13 protein-coding genes and 1 pseudogene are annotated in these 16,104 nt (G+C 56.4%); all 14 read left to right on the top strand.

Annotated features, from left to right (window positions below; all coding sequences use genetic code 11):
* Positions 1-3: 3 nt before the first annotated feature.
* A pseudogene (gene nuoL, locus EYQ49_09720) lies at positions 4-1,338 on the top strand (NADH-quinone oxidoreductase subunit L).
* Between the two features lie 998 nt (positions 1,339-2,336).
* Positions 2,337-3,947: an NADH-quinone oxidoreductase subunit M gene (locus tag EYQ49_09725; protein ID HIG26146.1), complete on the top strand. Its 1,611-nt coding sequence runs from the start codon at positions 2,337-2,339 to the stop codon at positions 3,945-3,947.
* Positions 3,947-5,434 carry an NADH-quinone oxidoreductase subunit N gene (locus tag EYQ49_09730; GenBank protein HIG26147.1) on the top strand — a complete coding sequence of 496 codons (1,488 nt, stop codon included), beginning with the start codon at positions 3,947-3,949 and terminating at the stop codon, positions 5,432-5,434. The genes EYQ49_09725 and EYQ49_09730 overlap by 1 nt, the downstream gene beginning before the upstream one ends.
* A 123-nt stretch (positions 5,435-5,557) precedes the next feature.
* A complete protein-coding gene (locus tag EYQ49_09735; GenBank protein ID HIG26148.1) occupies positions 5,558-5,923 on the top strand; it encodes an NADH-quinone oxidoreductase subunit A in 366 nt (121 codons plus the stop codon).
* A complete protein-coding gene (locus tag EYQ49_09740; GenBank protein ID HIG26149.1) occupies positions 5,914-6,414 on the top strand; it encodes an NADH-quinone oxidoreductase subunit B in 501 nt (166 codons plus the stop codon). The genes EYQ49_09735 and EYQ49_09740 overlap by 10 nt, the downstream gene beginning before the upstream one ends.
* Positions 6,392-7,072 carry an NADH-quinone oxidoreductase subunit C gene (locus EYQ49_09745; GenBank protein ID HIG26150.1) on the top strand — a complete coding sequence of 227 codons (681 nt, stop codon included), beginning with the start codon at positions 6,392-6,394 and terminating at the stop codon, positions 7,070-7,072. The genes EYQ49_09740 and EYQ49_09745 overlap by 23 nt, the downstream gene beginning before the upstream one ends.
* The gene (locus EYQ49_09750) at positions 7,069-8,241 is read left to right on the top strand and encodes an NADH-quinone oxidoreductase subunit D (protein ID HIG26151.1); all 1,173 of its coding nucleotides are present in this window, start codon (positions 7,069-7,071) and stop codon (positions 8,239-8,241) included. The genes EYQ49_09745 and EYQ49_09750 overlap by 4 nt, the downstream gene beginning before the upstream one ends.
* Positions 8,238-9,269 (top strand): NADH-quinone oxidoreductase subunit NuoH, encoded by a 1,032-nt coding sequence (nuoH, locus tag EYQ49_09755; GenBank protein HIG26152.1) that lies wholly within the window; start codon positions 8,238-8,240, stop codon positions 9,267-9,269. Before EYQ49_09750 ends, nuoH begins: the two co-directional genes overlap by 4 nt.
* The gene (locus EYQ49_09760; GenBank protein ID HIG26153.1) at positions 9,269-9,778 is read left to right on the top strand and encodes a 4Fe-4S dicluster domain-containing protein; all 510 of its coding nucleotides are present in this window, start codon (positions 9,269-9,271) and stop codon (positions 9,776-9,778) included. Before nuoH ends, EYQ49_09760 begins: the two co-directional genes overlap by 1 nt.
* On the top strand, positions 9,775-10,320 hold the full coding sequence (locus EYQ49_09765; GenBank protein HIG26154.1) for an NADH-quinone oxidoreductase subunit J: 546 nt from the start codon (positions 9,775-9,777) through the stop codon (positions 10,318-10,320). Before EYQ49_09760 ends, EYQ49_09765 begins: the two co-directional genes overlap by 4 nt.
* A gap of 1 nt (position 10,321) precedes the next feature.
* On the top strand, positions 10,322-10,621 hold the full coding sequence (gene nuoK / locus EYQ49_09770) for an NADH-quinone oxidoreductase subunit NuoK (GenBank protein HIG26155.1): 300 nt from the start codon (positions 10,322-10,324) through the stop codon (positions 10,619-10,621).
* 4 nt (positions 10,622-10,625) lie between these two features.
* A complete protein-coding gene (locus EYQ49_09775; protein HIG26156.1) occupies positions 10,626-12,893 on the top strand; it encodes an NADH-quinone oxidoreductase subunit L in 2,268 nt (755 codons plus the stop codon).
* Positions 12,894-12,905: 12 nt separating this feature from the next.
* Positions 12,906-14,546: an NADH-quinone oxidoreductase subunit M gene (locus tag EYQ49_09780; GenBank protein ID HIG26157.1), complete on the top strand. Its 1,641-nt coding sequence runs from the start codon at positions 12,906-12,908 to the stop codon at positions 14,544-14,546.
* Complete coding sequence (locus EYQ49_09785; protein HIG26158.1) at positions 14,543-16,054, top strand: NADH-quinone oxidoreductase subunit N; 1,512 nt, start codon at positions 14,543-14,545, stop codon at positions 16,052-16,054. The genes EYQ49_09780 and EYQ49_09785 overlap by 4 nt, the downstream gene beginning before the upstream one ends.
* Positions 16,055-16,104: the final 50 nt, after the last annotated feature.

A 16,104-nucleotide genomic window follows, 5' to 3' on the forward strand; every position in this document is an offset into this window, starting at 1 on the left:
AACATGCTTGACCTAGTTTGGCTAATTCCCGCTTTTCCCCTGGCCGGGTTTCTTTTCTTAATGGTCTTCGGCCGACGCTTAGGAGAACCCAAAGCAGGCTGGGTAGCTACCGCCGCCATAGCTGGTTCGTTCGCTGCCACCTTGGGGGTGTTTCTCGAACTGACCTCCCTTTCGGTACATGACCGCCGCTCAGTAACCACCCTGTTCGCTTGGGTACCGGCCGGCGATTTTTCGGTTGACGTAGGTTTCTTGGTGGACCCTTTATCCATCACCATGTGCCTGTTCATCACCGGGGTGGGGGCACTCATCCACCTGTACTCCATTGGCTACATGCACGGCGACCAGGACTACAACAAGTTCTTCACCTACCTCAATCTGTTTGCTTTTTCCATGCTGATGCTGGTGCTGGGCAACAACATGTTGTTGACTTTCCTGGGCTGGGAAGGCGTCGGAGCGTGTTCTTACCTGCTGATCTCTTTTTGGTTCGATAACGAAGCCAACGCCTCGGCCGGGAAAAAAGCGTTTGTTACCAACCGCATCGGCGACTGGGGTTTCATGGTGGCCATCTTCGCCACCTTTTTCACCTTCGGAACCGTCAACTACGCCGAGGTGCTCGACGCCACCGCTTCGGGCCAACTTTTACAGTCCACGGCCACCCTGATTGCCGTGATGCTCTTCATTGGCGCCATCGGCAAATCGGCACAGTTTCCGCTTTACCTCTGGCTGCCCGACGCTATGGCCGGCCCCACCCCCGTGTCGGCACTCATCCACGCCGCCACCATGGTCACTTCAGGCATCTACCTCCTGACCCGTATTAACCCCATCATCGCCGATGCCGCCGACTGGCTCCCTACCCTTATTGCCTGGGTCGGGGTCGGCACCGCACTGTTTGCCGCCACCATCGCCGTGGCCCAAACCGACATTAAAAAAGTGTTGGCGTACTCCACGGTGAGCCAACTTGGTTACATGTTTTTAGCGGTGGGTACCGGGGCCTATGTGGCCGCGGTATTCCACATGATCACCCACGCTTTTTTCAAGGCGCTGCTTTTCTTGGGTTCCGGTTCGGTCATTCACGGTATGGACGGCCATCAAGATATGCGCCACTACGGCGGGCTACGCCGGTTGCTGCCCATTACCAGCGCCACCTTCATCGTGGGCTGGCTGGCCATAGCGGGCGTGCCCCCATTTTCTGGGTTTTGGTCTAAAGACGAAATCTTGTTGTTTGCCTGGAATGAATCCCCAGCGCTTTGGGCGGTAGGTTTTGTTACCGCCATTTTGACCGCCTTCTACATGACCCGCCAAGTCATCTTGACCTTCTTTGGCCGTTACCGCTTTGGCGACGTCCGGCCAGAAGAAATTGCCACCGCTTGGGAGGCACGTTTAACTGCCGCCACCGAAGCCATCGACACGGTTGGCGCAGATACAGACAAAGCCCGTACCGCCGTTGAAGCAGCGGTAACCGCCGCCGAAGCGGCCCGCATGGCGCTAACCGAGGCCCAAGCAGTAGCCACCGCAGAACCCCTTGAAGGCCAAGAACCCGCCGACCCTGAAGCGCTGGCCGCGGCAGTGTTGGCCGCCGAAGACGCCGTAGTGACGGCCGACCAAAAAGTAGTAGAAGCCGAACGAGGGTTAGCGGCCGCCGAGGTTGCCCACGCCGAAGCAGTGGAAGCCCATCAACAAATAGTACGCCAAGCCGCCGACCGCCCAGCGGTGCCCGAACTTGCTTTGGCCGCCGCCCCCGATACCACTGAAGTAGCCGACCACTTGCCGGTAGAAGTAGCCCAGCGCAACGAATATCATGCCCACGAATCACCATGGACCATGACCTTGCCGTTGGTGGTGCTGGCGGTAGCGGCCGCCACCGCCGGGGTTATGCAGCTCCCGTTCTCGCCATCACTTAAACGCCTCGAGCACTGGTTGGAGCCCTCCCTGTTTGGCAACGAAGTACACCTCTCGGTAGCGACCAGCACCATGTGGATATTGGCTTTGGTGGCCATCGCTGGCGGTATCGCTGGCATCACCTTGGCTATTGCCGCTTACCAAAAACGCAAAGTGGACTACACCATGTTTGAGCGCCCCATTTTGGCCGAGGCTTGGCAAGTAGATCGCCGGGTCAGTGACTTTATGGGTGGCCCCGGAACCGCCGGCTTCGAAGCCACAGCCGGTTTCGACCAACGGGTGGTTGACGGCGCTGTCAACGGCACCGGCCGCTTGGTGCAACGCTTGGCGCAAGGAGTTCGCCGCTTTCAAAACGGTCTGGTGCGCACCTACGCCGCCGGCATCGGGGTAGGGGCAGTGCTGCTTCTGCTTTGGTTCTTCATGAGGTCAGGTATCTAATGTCTTTTTCCTTATTGGCCTCGGCTAGCGCAGTGACCTTCCCGGTACTTCCGGCCCTTCTTTTGGTGCCTTTTGCCGGAGCATTGCTGGTCATGGTGTTACCTCGCCAGCGCCCCGAACTATTCAAACTGGTGGCCGTGCTGACCTCGGTAGCGGTAATGGGGATGAGCTTTTGGGTGCTTTACGCTTTCGACACCCAGCACGGTGCTGATGGGTTCCAATTTTTAAGCAACCAAACCTGGATAGCCGATCTGGGCATCTCTTGGTCGTTTGGTATCGACGGCATCTCGCTCTTTTTGGTGGTGCTCACCGGGGTATTGTTTCCTATCGCTCTGCTGGCCACCGACCCGGCCCACGACAACCGGGCCTGGTACGGCTGGCTTTTGGTGTTAGAAGGCGGGGTCATGGGGGTGTTCCTCAGCCTCGACTTGGTGATGTTCTTCATCTGTTTCGAAGTGGTGCTGGTGCCCATGTACTTCCTCATCGGCCGTTGGGGCCACGGCAACCGCACCTACGCCGCCACCAAATTCTTTCTCTACACCATGGCCGGCTCAGCGCTCATGCTGGTGGGCATTGTGGCTTTGGCCTTTTTGCATGCCGACGCCACCGGCGGCCCATTAACTTTCAACCTGATCGAGATTGCCGAAGCCCAAAGCCTGGCCACCGGCACCGCTCGCTGGATTTTCTTAGCTTTCGCTTTGGCCTTCGCCGTCAAGGTGCCGATCTTTCCCCTCCATACTTGGCTGCCTGATGCCCACACTGAAGCCCCTACCGCTGGGTCGGTCATCTTGGCCGGGGTCATGTTGAAACTCGGTACTTACGGGTTTTTGCGTTTCGGTTTGTACTTGTTTCCGGAGGCCTCGCATTACTTTGCCCCGGTGTTTTTGACCCTCGGGGTGGTGGGCATTATTTATGGTGCTGTGGTGGCCGCCATGCAAGGCGACCTCAAACGCTTGGTGGCGTACTCCTCAGTGGCCCACCTTGGTTTCATCATCTTGGGTACCTTCGCCCTCAACACCGAAGGCATCGAAGGTGGCTTGCTGCAAATGGTCAACCACGGGGTGTCAACCAGTGCCCTGTTTTTGTTGGTGGGCATGATCTACGAACGTCGCCACACCCGTCAAATCAGTGAACTGGGCGGCTTGCAAAGGTCAGCGCCTATTTTGGCCGCCGTATTTACTGTGGTCATGTTGTCGTCCATTGGTTTGCCGGGCCTCAACGGTTTCGTGGGCGAGTTCTTAATCTTGCTGGGTACCTTTACCGCTCACCGTTGGTGGGCCATGGTGGCGACCGCTGGAGTGATTTTGGCGGCCCTTTATTTACTGTGGGCCTACCAACGAGTGTTCCATGGTCCGGCGACCGGCGACAACGCCGAAATGCCCGACCTGACCCTGCGTGAAGGTATGGTGCTGGCCCCCTTGCTGGCTCTTATTATCTTTATGGGGGTTTACCCTCGGCCAGTAATCGAACGCATGGAACCGGCCGTTGATTCGTTGATCGAACATATTGAACTTCACGTCGAAGGATTTCACGAACCAGTAACCCGGGGCGGCGTAGACCTCGGTGAGGCTCCGGTAGTTGAGCACGCTGATGAAGGGGAGCACGAGTAATGTTGGCGCAAATAAACCAAATCGCTACCCCTGAGGTGCTGTGGTGGGCGCTGTTGCCACTGCTGTTTTTCTCGGTAAGCGCCGTCACCTTGCTTACCGTGGCTTCCTTGAAGCGTCAGATGCCGGCCTGCTGGGCCCCCGCCTGGACCATCACCGCAGCTCTCGCCACCTTGGTTTCGTTGGTCCCTCTGTGGCAAAAAGTAATGGACGAAGGTCCACGGTCTTTCTTAGGAGGCGCCGTAGGTGTAGACGGTGCTTCGCTGTTTATCACCGGAATATTGGCGGTCACCGTCTTAGCGACTGCCCTCTTGGCGCACCCTTATTTGAAACGCCAAGACCTCCCCGGTCTTGAGTTTTATGTGTTGCTACTTCTTTCGGCGGCCGGTGGGGTAGTGATGGCTTCAGCCAACGACCTCATCGTGTTGTTCCTAGGTATCGAAGTGTTGTCTCTCGCGGTGTACGTGTTGGCGGCCTACCACTTGCGCCGCATTGAGTCGCAAGAAGCGGCGCTCAAGTACTTTATTTTGGGGGCCTTCGCTTCGGCCTTCCTGCTTTACGGCATCGCCTTGGTGTACGGCGCCGTGGGGTCAACCAACCTGTCTGACATCAACGCTTGGCTGGCTCAAAACATTTTGGTAGAAGACGGGCTTTTGCTCGCTGGCTTAGCCATGCTGCTAGTTGGCCTAGGTTTCAAAGTAGCGGCTGCCCCCTTTCATGCCTGGACGCCTGATGTGTACCAAGGTGCTCCCAGCCCCGTAGTGGCTTGGATGGCCGCCGGGGTAAAAGCTGCCGGCTTCGCTGCTTTGCTCCGCGTTTTTGTGACGACCTTCGGTTCGTTCTCTGCCGACTGGCGCCCCGCCATGGCCGTGCTGGCCGGTGCCTCGGTACTGGTCGGTTCGTTAGGCGCCGCTTTGCAAACCGACGTCAAGCGTTTGTTGGCTTACTCTTCAGTAGCGCACGCCGGGTTTTTGCTCATCGGGGTCGAAGCGGCCACCGCACGCGGCACCAGCGCAGTCTTTTCTTATCTCGCTATCTACGCCCTGTTGGCTATCGGTAGTTTTGCCGTGGTCACCTTGATGGGTGGTTCCGGTGACCAAAACCATCAACTGGAGGCCTACCACGGGTTAGGGGCACGCCAACCCTGGTTGGCTGGCGCCTTCACGGTGCTTTTGCTGGCCCAAGCCGGGGTGCCGCTTACCGCTGGCTTCGTCGCCAAGTTTGGGGTTATTGCTGCTGCCGCCGATGCCGGCTCCTGGTGGTTGGCGTCAGTCGCCATGTTGGCTACAGCTATCGCTGCTTTTGCTTACCTTCGGGTGGTGGTGGCCATGTACCTCAATGACTCTGCGAGCGACGAAACGATCACCGTGGATCGCACTACCTGCTGGGTAATTTCGGTGGCAGTCGCCCTGGTGATGCTCATCGGTTTGATGCCATCAATTTTGCTTGATGTAGCGCGTCAAGCCGTCCCTGTTTTGGTGGGTGGCTAAGGTGGTTAATTTCTTCTCAGTAACCCCTCAGAGTGCCCGCTCATCGGTTAGCCTCTTTGCCGTACCCGTAACTTGGGGTGCGATGTTGGCCTTATCCCCTCTCAATCGTTAGGTTCAGTTTCTGTGTCCGACTTTCTTCGCAGCTGGTTAACGCTGGTCCTCTTTGGGGGTCTTGCCGTGCTGTTAGTTGGGGCGTTCTTAGGCCTCTCAAGTTTGATTCGCCCACAACGCGATACCGAACAAAAAGGCATCAACTATGAAAGCGGCGTGGACCCGCAAGGCGACATGTGGAGCCAGTCCAACATTCGCTACTACGTGTTCGCTTTGATGTTCGTCCTCTTCGACGTGGAAGCGGTATTCATTTTCCCTTGGGCCACCCGTCTAGAAACTTACGGCGTGTTCGGCTTGGTAGAAATGGCCATCTTCATTTTCATCTTGGCTTTGGGTTTGGTTTACGCCTGGCGGAAAGGCCTCCTGCGATGGGTTTAGTAGAAAACGGCAAACTCCCCAAGCCGCTCACCGCTTTGCTCAACGTGAGCCGCAAGTATTCTCTGTGGGTTTACCAATGGGGTTTGGCTTGCTGCGCTATCGAAATGGGCGCGGCCTTTGCTTCTCCTCGCTACGACGTGATGCGCTTAGGGGTTATCCCGTTTCCGGCCAGCCCTCGTCAAGCCGACATGGTGGTTATCTCCGGCACGGTGACCGACAAAATGGCTCCGGTAGTGCGCCGCCTCTACGAGCAAATGCCGGAACCAAAATATGTGATCTCCATGGGTTCATGCGCTAACTGTGGCGGCCCCTACTGGGACAGTTACTCGGTAACCAAAGGCGTGGATCAAGTTATTCCGGTAGATGTTTACGTCCCCGGCTGCCCTCCTCGCCCCGAAGCACTCTTAGAAGGCATCGTTTTGTTGCAAGAACGCATCGCCTCAGAAGACATGACCGAACGTTGGAACGGTGATCCTCTTGTCGTCACCTGATACGCCCGTGACCGAAGAAGAAACCGCAGCACCCGAGGCAGACGCCGCTCGGGATGCTTTGGTAGCCACCCTGGCCGAAGCCTTAGGCGACGGCCTGGTAGCCAGCGAAGTAAAAGCCGGGGTCGACGTTTGGGTACGAGTAACCAGCCAGGCTTGGGTCGAAACCGCTCAGGTGTTGCGCAACCAGTGCGGCATGAAGTACTTCAACTTCCTTTCGGTTATTGACTGGCTGCCTTCGCCCTTTGGCCGCGACATGGACGCCCAAGTTGACCAACCCGACCCCGTGGAACCCGGCGAAATGACCTGGGGTATCACCGGCGGGCAAACCCGTTTTCAAATGCTGGCTCGTTTGCACGACCCCGTGAACCACGTAGGCATCAACATCAAAGCAGACATTGATGATGAACAACTCGCTGTTGACTCTTGGATAGCGGTTTACCCCGGCGCCGACTGGCACGAACGCGAAGCCGCCGAAATGTTTGGCGTGCACTTCACCGGTCACCCCAACTTGACCAAGCTGTACTTGCCGGGAGCCTTCGAAGGAAACCCCATGCGTAAAGACTTCCCCCTGCTGGCCCGACGGGTAAAACCGTGGCCCGGCTTGGTGGACGTTGAACCGTTGCCTGGCGAAGACGATGACGAAACGGAGGCCTCATGAACAAGGCCACCGACACCCAGCAGCTGGCCTACATCGCCGGCCAAGCAGCCGACGCTCGGGTTAATTTAGAAATTGAAACCGAGGGCATGATCCTCAACATCGGCCCGCAGCACCCGGCCACTCACGGCACCCTGCGCATCATTGTAAAACTTGATGGTGAACAAGTAATGTCGGCCGACCCCATGATGGGTTACATGCATCGGGGCTACGAAAAGCTTTCCGAAGTACGCACCTACCCGCAGGTCACGGCCCTCATTAACCGCATCGACTGGTTGGGGAGTTTCGCCAACGAGGTGCCGTTCATTCAGGCCGCCGAAAACCTTATGGAAGTTGAAGCTCCGCCTCGCGCCCAGTGGATACGTACCGCATTGTTCGAAATGTCTCGCATCGCCAACGTGGTGTTGTTCTTAGGCGACATGGGCGTGCAACTCGGTGCGGTGACCCCCGTGTTCTTCGCTTTCCGGGACCGCGAGTTCATTCTCAACCAAATCGAAGCAGTAACCGGCGGGCGTTTTCACCCCAACTTCAACCGCATCGGCGGCCTTAAAGACGACCTGCCCAAGGGTTGGATCGAAGAAACCCGAGGCGTGCTCGGCCGCATCCGCGACTTCTGCGACGAAATCGAAACCCTGGTCGCCGGCAACGAAATCTTCCAAGCCCGTACCCGCGGCATTGGTATTATCCCGGCCGACGTGGGCTTGGCCTACGGCTTGTCGGGCGCCAACATTCGCTCCAGCGGCGTTGATTGGGACATTCGCCGCGACGGAGGCATCGGCTTGGTGCACAACGAACTGGACTGGAAAGTCTGGACCCACCCCGATGGCGACTCTTTTGCTCGTTTCTGGGTGCGTCTGCAAGAAGTACGCGAATCATGCACCATGATCGAACAAATCTTGGATGGCATTCCTGCCGGGCCTGTTATGGCCAAAGTGCCTCGCATTATCAAAGTGCCGGCCGGTGAATCTTACGTAGAAACCGAAAACCCATTGGGGGTTATGGGCTACTACATCGTTTCTCAAGGTGACCTCACCCCATTTCGCGTCAAGATCCGTTCGGCTTCGTTTAACAACGTGTCTATTACCCCGTGGCTCCTTAAAGGGGTCTACGTGCCCGACGTGGTTTCCATTCTGGCCAGCCTGTATTTCATCCTCGGAGATATCGACCGATGACGCTGATTCTGGCCGAGATGGCTTACTGGCAAGAAACCTCTATCCGCTTGTTAGTCGGCCTGGCTGCCGTATTGCTGCCCGCCGGCACGCTGGTTTACCTCTTCTTGTTCAAAATGATGAGCTTCATGCAGAGCCGTTTGGGCCCTATGGAAGCCGGCCCTTACGGGTCGATGCAGTTGCTGGCCGAGGTCGGTAAATTCTTGCAAAAAGAAGACATCATCCCTCGCGCCGCCGACCGTTTGGTCTTCAAACTGGCGCCCTTCGTGGTGCTGGTTTCTACCTTTTTGTTGGTGCTGGTTATTCCTGCCGGCCCCGACCTGTGGTTCATTGACGTGGACACCGGCATCTTCTTAGCCTTAGCCGTGTCTTCCATTTCGGTTATCGGCATCTTGATGGCCGGGTGGGCTTCGGCCTCTAAATATTCTTTGATGGGCGCATTGCGGGCCACCGGTCAACTCATTGCTTACGAACTTCCCATGGTGCTTGCCGTGGTTGGGGTGGTTATTCAAGCGGGCACCCTCAACGTGCAAAATATTGTCCTGGCTCAAGCAACCGGCGAAATATTTGGCTTCGGCGGCATCGGCAACCCATTTATTTTCACTCAGTTCTTAGGTTTTGCGATCTTTTTGATTGCCGTCCAAGCAGAACTCACCCAGCCTCCTTTCGACATGCCGGTCGCTGAATCAGAGTTAGTAACCGGCTACCTCACCGAATATTCGGGTTTGCGTTTCTTGATGTTCTTCATTGGCGAATTCGCCACCGCCGGTATTTTCTCGGCCCTGGCCGCCACCTTGTTCTTAGGCGGCTGGTACGTGCCGGGCTTAGACCCCACCGATGGTTTGTTTAACGTCATCGGCCCTGCGGTGCTTTTCGCCAAAATGCTGCTGGTGGCTTTCTTGATATTCTGGTTCCGCTTCACCTACCCTCGCTTTCGTGAGGACCAACTGCAAAAGTTGGCTTGGAAGGTGCTTATCCCATTGTCGTTGATCAACATTGTGATCACCGGCGTGTTGAAGGTGATGTTCTAATGGCGACCAAAATCAAAATCCCCGGGATGATCAAGGGCCTCGGGGTTACCTTCAAAACGATGGTGCGTACCTTGACCAAAGGTTCACACACCGTGCAATACCCGCACGTAAAAGAAGCCCCCACTGCTCGAGCCCGTGGGGTAATTGCCCTCCACGAAGAAAACTGCACCTCATGCATGCTGTGCGCCCGTGAATGCCCCGACTGGTGTATCTACATCGAAGGACACAAATACAAAGCGCCACCCCGTCGCCCCGGCGGCAAGCCCCGTAAAAAGAACGCCCTCGACCGCTTCGACATTGACTACTCGTTGTGCATGTACTGCGGTATTTGCGTAGATGTGTGTCCCTTCGAAGCCTTGTTCTGGACCCCCGAATACGAATATTCCGAACTAAAAATTGCCAACTTGTTGCACGACAAAAACCAGTTAGGTAAATGGATGGAAACGGTGCCTGAGTTCGAAGACTACGAAGCAGGCAGCGAAGCCAAGAAAGCCCAGGTGCCCAAGTGAACCTGTTGGCCCAAGTGAACGATTTCAACCCTCTGTTGAGCGGCGAAGTGGTGGTGGCGCAAAATATTGCTTTCACCATTTTGGCGGCCATCATGCTGGTTAGTGCCTTGCGTTTGGTCACCACCCGCAACGTGGTCCACGCCGCTCTGTACCTGGTGTTGGTGTTGGCCGGAGCGGCCGGCATCTTTATTTTGTTGGGCGCCGAGTTTGTGGGCGTTACCCAAATAATGGTTTACATCGGGGCCATCGTGGTGCTGTTTTTGTTCGGCATCATGTTGACCCGGGGTGCCCTAGGCACCGAAGAAGAAGGCAACAAAGAACCCCGCCTGATGGCTTCTTTGGTCGCCGGCTTGTTGGTAGTTGTTATGGGCGGTGCGCTCATCGATACCTTCGGCGACGCCGAGTTGTTGCGTTCCGCACCCAGCACGACCGCCGAAATTAGTGACAGTATTTTTAGCCAGTACATCGTGCCGTTCGAAGCAACCTCGGTGTTGTTGTTGGCGGCTTTAATTGGGGCCATCGTGGTGGCCAGAAAGGACTGACATGTTTTTGAACCAGTTCCTTCTGCTTTCTGTGGCACTTTTTGCTATTGGCGTGTACGGCGTGTTGGCTCGCCGCAACGGGGTCATGGTGCTCATGTCTATTGAGCTGATCCTGAACGCCGTCAACATCAACTTGGTTTCTTTCGCTGCTTTCACCGAAAACATAGCGGGCGAAGTATTTGCTCTCTTCGTGGTCGCCGTAGCGGCCGCCGAAGTAGGGGTGGGCTTAGCCATGATCTTGCTCTTGTACCGCAACCGACGAAACATTGATCTCACCGAGATCGATCTGATGAAGGGTTAATGCTATGACCGACCTATTCATCTTCGCTTCGGCTACCGCTGAGCTTGCAGAAACCGTTTTACCTTTGGGTATCACCGAAGGCGGAGCGTGGTTGCTGCGCAACGCTTGGATAATCCCGTTGATACCTGCCCTGTCTTTCGTAGGCATTTTGTTCTTTGGCAAGCGCATGCCTCGCCAAGGCGCCGAACTGGGCGTGGCGGCTATCGGTATCGCTTTTGTTTTAGCGGTACTCACCGGCGCCGCTTGGATGGATCACCGCGACAACTATCAGGGCGACGAGGTAACTCAAGCGGTGATAGTGGCCGACCACGGCGAGGCTGCCGATCACGATGAAGGGCACGCCCCCGAGCATCCTTCGCTGGCCGTAAGCAACACCGTGACTTGGTTCCAGGTGGGCGGCATGACCATATCGGTGGGCGTTCTGGTCGACGGCTTAGCGGTCATGATGCTTTTCGTGGTGACCTTAGTGTCGCTCTTGGTGCACGTTTACTCCACTGATTACGTCAGCGGCGATAGGCGCTACACCCATTACTTTGCTTTCCTGTCGCTGTTTAGTGCCTCCATGCTGACCCTGGTTATTTCAGAAAACACCCTGCAACTCTTGGTGGCTTGGGAACTTGTTGGCGTGTGTTCGTTTGCCCTCATTGGCCACTGGTGGGAAGAAAAACCCAACAGCGATGCTGCGTTGAAAGCTTTCTTAACCAACCGGGTAGGCGACATGGGCCTCTTGGTAGGCATCACCGTGCTGTTCTTCTCCGTTGGTTCGGCGCTGCCTGACGCTTTCGGCTCGTTCTCTATCGCCACCACCAACACGCTGGCCAACTCGGGCCTGTTATCGCACACCGCTCTGTTGGTATCGGCGACCTGCCTTATGGCTGCCGTTATGTCTAAGTCTGGCCAGTTTTTCTTACACACCTGGTTGCCCGACGCTATGGCCGGGCCCACCCCTGTTTCGGCCCTCATCCACGCCGCCACCATGGTGGTAGCCGGGGTATTCATGATCGCTCGCCTGTACGGCGTGTTCTTCGAAGGGTTCTCCATTGGCGGGTCATCCATCAACCTGATGGCCGTAGTGGGCGGGCTTACTACTTTGGTCGGTGCTTCGCTGGCTTTCGTGCAACGCGACATCAAAAAAGTTTTGGCCTACTCCACCATTTCTCAATTGGGTTACATGGTGTTGGCTTTGGGCGTCGGGGCCTGGACAGCCGCCGTGTTCCACTTGTTCACCCACGCTTTCTTTAAGGCCTGCTTGTTCTTGGGCTCCGGTTCGGTAGCTCACGCCGTGCACAGTTTCGACATGAAATCCGACATGGGTGGCATGCGTAAAGCCATGCCGCAGACCTACCGGACCTTCGTCATCGGTTCTATCGCCTTGGCTGGGTTGCCTCCGTTGGCCGGCTTTTGGTCGAAAGACGAAATCTTGGCCGGCACCGGCGGTTGGGGCCTCTTTGGAGGCACCGGCGGTAACGGGGCCTACACCGGCATGCTGATCATGGGCATGGTGACCGCCGCATTGACCGCTGCCTACATGACCCGAGTCATTTACTTAACCTTCTTTGGCGACTTCCGCGGCCACGGCGAACTCCACGAATCTGGCCCCCGCATGGTGGTGCCTTTGTGGATTCTGGCCGGTTTGGCCATGGTGGCCGGTTTATTCAACCTGCCTTCCGGCTTTCAACTGGTGCCCGAATCAATGCAAGAACGTTTCGGCCATTACGTTGAACCAGCGGCCGCTTACTTCCCGGGCATTAGCCACGCCTCACCTTCATGGTCGCTGGCTATTTTCTCCACTTTGGTGGTGATGGCCGGTGCGGGCTCCGCTTACTGGTACTACTTTGTCAAAGTGGATGCCGCCGCCCAAGCCTCGGGCCAAAGCCTGACCGAACTTAGCAACGGCCCTACCAGTCGTTGGCCGCTGGCCAAAATGGGCCACAACCTGCTCGAGAACAAGTACTACCTCGACCATCTCTACACCGGCATTATCGCCGGAGGCACCAAGGGACCGCTGGCCCGTGCCGTCTACCGCTTCAACCAACAGGTCATTGACCGCACTGTCGACAAAGTCGGCGAAACTGCGGTGGTGTCTGGTCAGTTTGTCTACGACAAAATTGACCAATTGTTAGTTGACGGTGCCGTTAATACCTCGGGGCGTCTTGCTTCTGAGGCTGGCGGAGAACTTCGTAAAATTCAATCCGGGAAGGTCCAAAGCTACGCAGCGATATTGTTTGCTGCCGCTACGGTACTCGCCGGGATTTTGATCGTCATCGTTTAGGAGACGGCCAGTATGGAAAATTTGCTTGACAGTTGGGGCTTAACGGCCGCCACCTTCGTACCAATGTTGGGGGTGGCGCTCATGATGTTCGTCCCCAAAGAAAAAGAGGATCTGCATAAAAAGATCGCTCTGGCCACCTCGTTGGTGGTGGCTGCCATTGGGGTGCTGCTCTTAGTGCAGTTTGATCTTGGTGCCACGGGGCAGTTGCAGTTTGCTGTGGACCACATGTGGATCGACGTCATAAACAGCCACTACGCCATGGGCCTCGACGGCATGTCGCTGCCGTTGGTGTTGCTAACCATGCTGGTGGTGCCTTTGTGCATCGTCTACTCGTGGGATCATTTCCCGTCCCCATCTAACCCCAAAGCCTTCTTGATGCTGATCTTGGTTCTAGAAACCGGCATGATCGGCACCTTTATGGCTCAAGACTTGGTGCTGTTCTTCGTGTTCTTCGAAGTGGTGCTGTTGCCCATGTTCTTCATGATCGCCGTGTGGGGCGGCGAAGACCGCCGCTACGCCTCGTTGAAGTTCTTCTTGTACACCTTGTTCGGTTCAGCACTTATGTTGGTGAGCTTCTTGTCGCTGTACTTTTTGTCGGGTGCCGAATCGTTCGTTCTCACCGACCTCGCCCAGGCAGTAGCCGAGAACGGTATTTCTCGCACCGCCGGACTATGGATCTTTGGCGGCATGTTGTTGGGCTTCGGCATCAAGGTACCTATGTTCCCCTTCCACACCTGGTTGCCTGACGCTCACACTCAGGCCCCGACCGTCGGTTCGGTCATCTTGGCCGCCGTGTTGTTGAAACTCGGCACCTACGGCTTTATTCGCATCGCTATTCCCGTGTTGCCAGAAGCCGCCGTGGAATGGGCTCCTTGGATCGGCCTGTTGGCGGTAGTGGGCATCATCTACGGTGCCTTGGGCTGTTTGGCACAAACCGACATGAAGCGCCTGATCGCTTTTTCATCGGTCGCTCACATGGGTTTCGTCATGTTGGGCATTTCTACCCTCACTGATTTCGGCATTAACGCCGCCATCATGGGCATGGTGGCCCACGGTTTGATCACCGGCATGTTGTTCTTCATCGCTGGGTCGATCAAAGAGCGCTACCACACCTTAGATATTGCCCGCTTGGGTGGCTTGTTGCTTAAAGCCCCTCGTATGGGTTGGATTCTCGGTTTGAGCGTTATGGCTTCGTTGGGTCTGCCTGGTTTGGCTGGCTTCTGGGGCGAGTTCCCTGCCATTTTGTCCACCTACAACCCGGCTAACGGCCTGCCTGTAGAGACCTTCCGCACTTACATGGTGATCTCTGCTTTGGGCACCGTGTTGGCCGCCGGCTACCTGCTGTGGCTATTGCAACGCACCGCCTTTGGTACCCCCACCGAAGAGTTTGCTGACCTAGATATTCCTGACGTAACCCGTCACGAGTGGATTGCCTGGACCCCTATGATCGCTTTGATCTTAGCTATCGGTATTTACCCCAACTTGATTTTCCGGGTGACTGATGGGGCGGTAGATGCTTCGCTTAACGAATGTTTGCAAGTAAACACCCAAGAAATGTCGGCCGAAGATATCGAAGCTTTGCATTGCGCCCCGGTTTACAACTTGGGTAGCGGCGGGCATGTGGTAGATGAACACGCAGTGAGCGGAGACTGACCGTGACTGCGCAACTGCTCGCCTTGGCCTTTGAAAGGCCAGCCATTGATTGGCATGCGGTGGCCCCCGAGTTGGTGCTGTTAACCGCCGGGTGTCTCATCACCTTGGCCGACATCATCTTTTTAGAAAAAGCCCGGTCCTTTACCGCTGCTTTGGCCGGGTTGGGTGTGCTGGCTACCGCCATTCCGCTCATTACCTTGGCCAGCAGTGGCGCCGACCGAGTGCTGTTCGGTGGAGCGTACGTGGTTGACGACTTTGCGCTTATCACCAAAGCTATTTTCTTAATGGCCGGTTATGTAGTGATTTTGCTCTCTACCAACTATGTGGCCGAAGGCGATTATTGGGAAAACGAATATTACGGCCTGTTGCTGGCTTCGCTTATGGGCATGATCATGATGGCCTCCTCTCGGGACTTGATTTCGATCTTCGTGGCCTTGGAACTGTTGTCGATCCCCGCTTATTTGATGGTGGCTTGGCGCAAGGGCGATGCCCGCTCCAACGAAGCCGGTTTGAAGTATTACCTCATGGGGGTGTTCGCTTCGGCGGTCATGCTCTACGGCATGTCGCTGCTCTTCGGGTTGGCGGGTTCTACCCAACTCACGGAGATCGCTACTGCGGTGGCTTCGGGTGCCGCCTCAACATCGGCCACCACTTTGGCCATTGTCTTTATCATCGCTGGGTTTGCTTTTAAAGTTTCGGCGGCCCCGTTTCATACCTGGGCTCCTGATGTTTATGAAGGCGCCCCCACCCCGGTGACGGCGTTTCTTTCGGTGGCCTCAAAAGCTGCTGGCTTTGTGGCTATCTTGCAATTGCTTTACGTGGGTTTCTACGGTCGAGCCGATGTCTACGAACCGTTGATCTGGATTTTGGCCGCGGCGTCTATGACCTTGGGCAACCTGGTGGCTTTGCGCCAAACCAACATGGTGCGCCTCATGGCTTACTCCGGGGTGGCCCAAACCGGGTTTATTATCGCCCCGCTGGCCGTGGCCGGTCACGCCGGGTTAGGCGATCAAGCGTTGTCTACCGTGGTGACCTACTTGGCTATTTACGCTGCCATGAACTTGGGGGCTTTTGCGGTCATCATCACCTTGTCTCGCAAAACTGGTTCGGCAGAGCTCAGCAGCTTTGGTGGGGCCTTTAGTTACGCTCCGGGGCTGACCGTGGCCATGAGCTTCTTTTTGTTCTCGCTGGCGGGTATTCCTCCGTTGGGCGGCTGGTTCGCCAAATTTGAGGTGTTCCGAGTATTGACCTCGGCCGGCGACTTCTGGGGCTACTCCTTAGCGGTGATCGCTGCTGTGAACTCGGTGATTGCCTTGTATTACTACGCTGGTATTGCGCGCCGCATGTGGGCCGATGACGCTCCAGAAGGCGATTTGGCTCCGGTGCCCACCACCCCGTCGCTGGTTATCGCTTTGGCTATTTGCGCCGGCGTTACCTTGGCCTTTGGTGTGGTGCCACAAATAGTGGCTCGCTTCACCGACGTGAGCCTGCTGGCCCTCGGGGGCTGACATTAATGGCTTAGCCGAACGGCTGGCCGCCCGGTGCCGCGCTGGCGGGC

The sequence above is a fragment of the Acidimicrobiia bacterium genome (genome assembly GCA_012959995.1).
In the GTDB taxonomy this organism is placed as follows: domain Bacteria; phylum Actinomycetota; class Acidimicrobiia; order Acidimicrobiales; family MedAcidi-G1; genus MedAcidi-G2B.

Excerpts from the sequence above, each read along its gene's own strand:
- EYQ49_09730 (HIG26147.1), top strand. The coding sequence starts at position 3,947 with ATGTTGGCGCAAATAAACCAAATCGCTACCCCTGAGGTGCTGTGGTGG.
- EYQ49_09760 (HIG26153.1), top strand. The coding sequence starts at position 9,269 with ATGGCGACCAAAATCAAAATCCCCGGGATGATCAAGGGCCTCGGGGTT.
- EYQ49_09775 (HIG26156.1), top strand. The coding sequence starts at position 10,626 with ATGACCGACCTATTCATCTTCGCTTCGGCTACCGCTGAGCTTGCAGAA.
- EYQ49_09750 (HIG26151.1), top strand. The coding sequence starts at position 7,069 with ATGAACAAGGCCACCGACACCCAGCAGCTGGCCTACATCGCCGGCCAA.
- EYQ49_09740 (HIG26149.1), top strand. The coding sequence starts at position 5,914 with ATGGGTTTAGTAGAAAACGGCAAACTCCCCAAGCCGCTCACCGCTTTG.
- EYQ49_09725 (HIG26146.1), top strand. The coding sequence starts at position 2,337 with ATGTCTTTTTCCTTATTGGCCTCGGCTAGCGCAGTGACCTTCCCGGTA.
- nuoK (HIG26155.1), top strand. The coding sequence starts at position 10,322 with ATGTTTTTGAACCAGTTCCTTCTGCTTTCTGTGGCACTTTTTGCTATT.
- nuoH (HIG26152.1), top strand. The coding sequence starts at position 8,238 with ATGACGCTGATTCTGGCCGAGATGGCTTACTGGCAAGAAACCTCTATC.
- EYQ49_09780 (HIG26157.1), top strand. The coding sequence starts at position 12,906 with ATGGAAAATTTGCTTGACAGTTGGGGCTTAACGGCCGCCACCTTCGTA.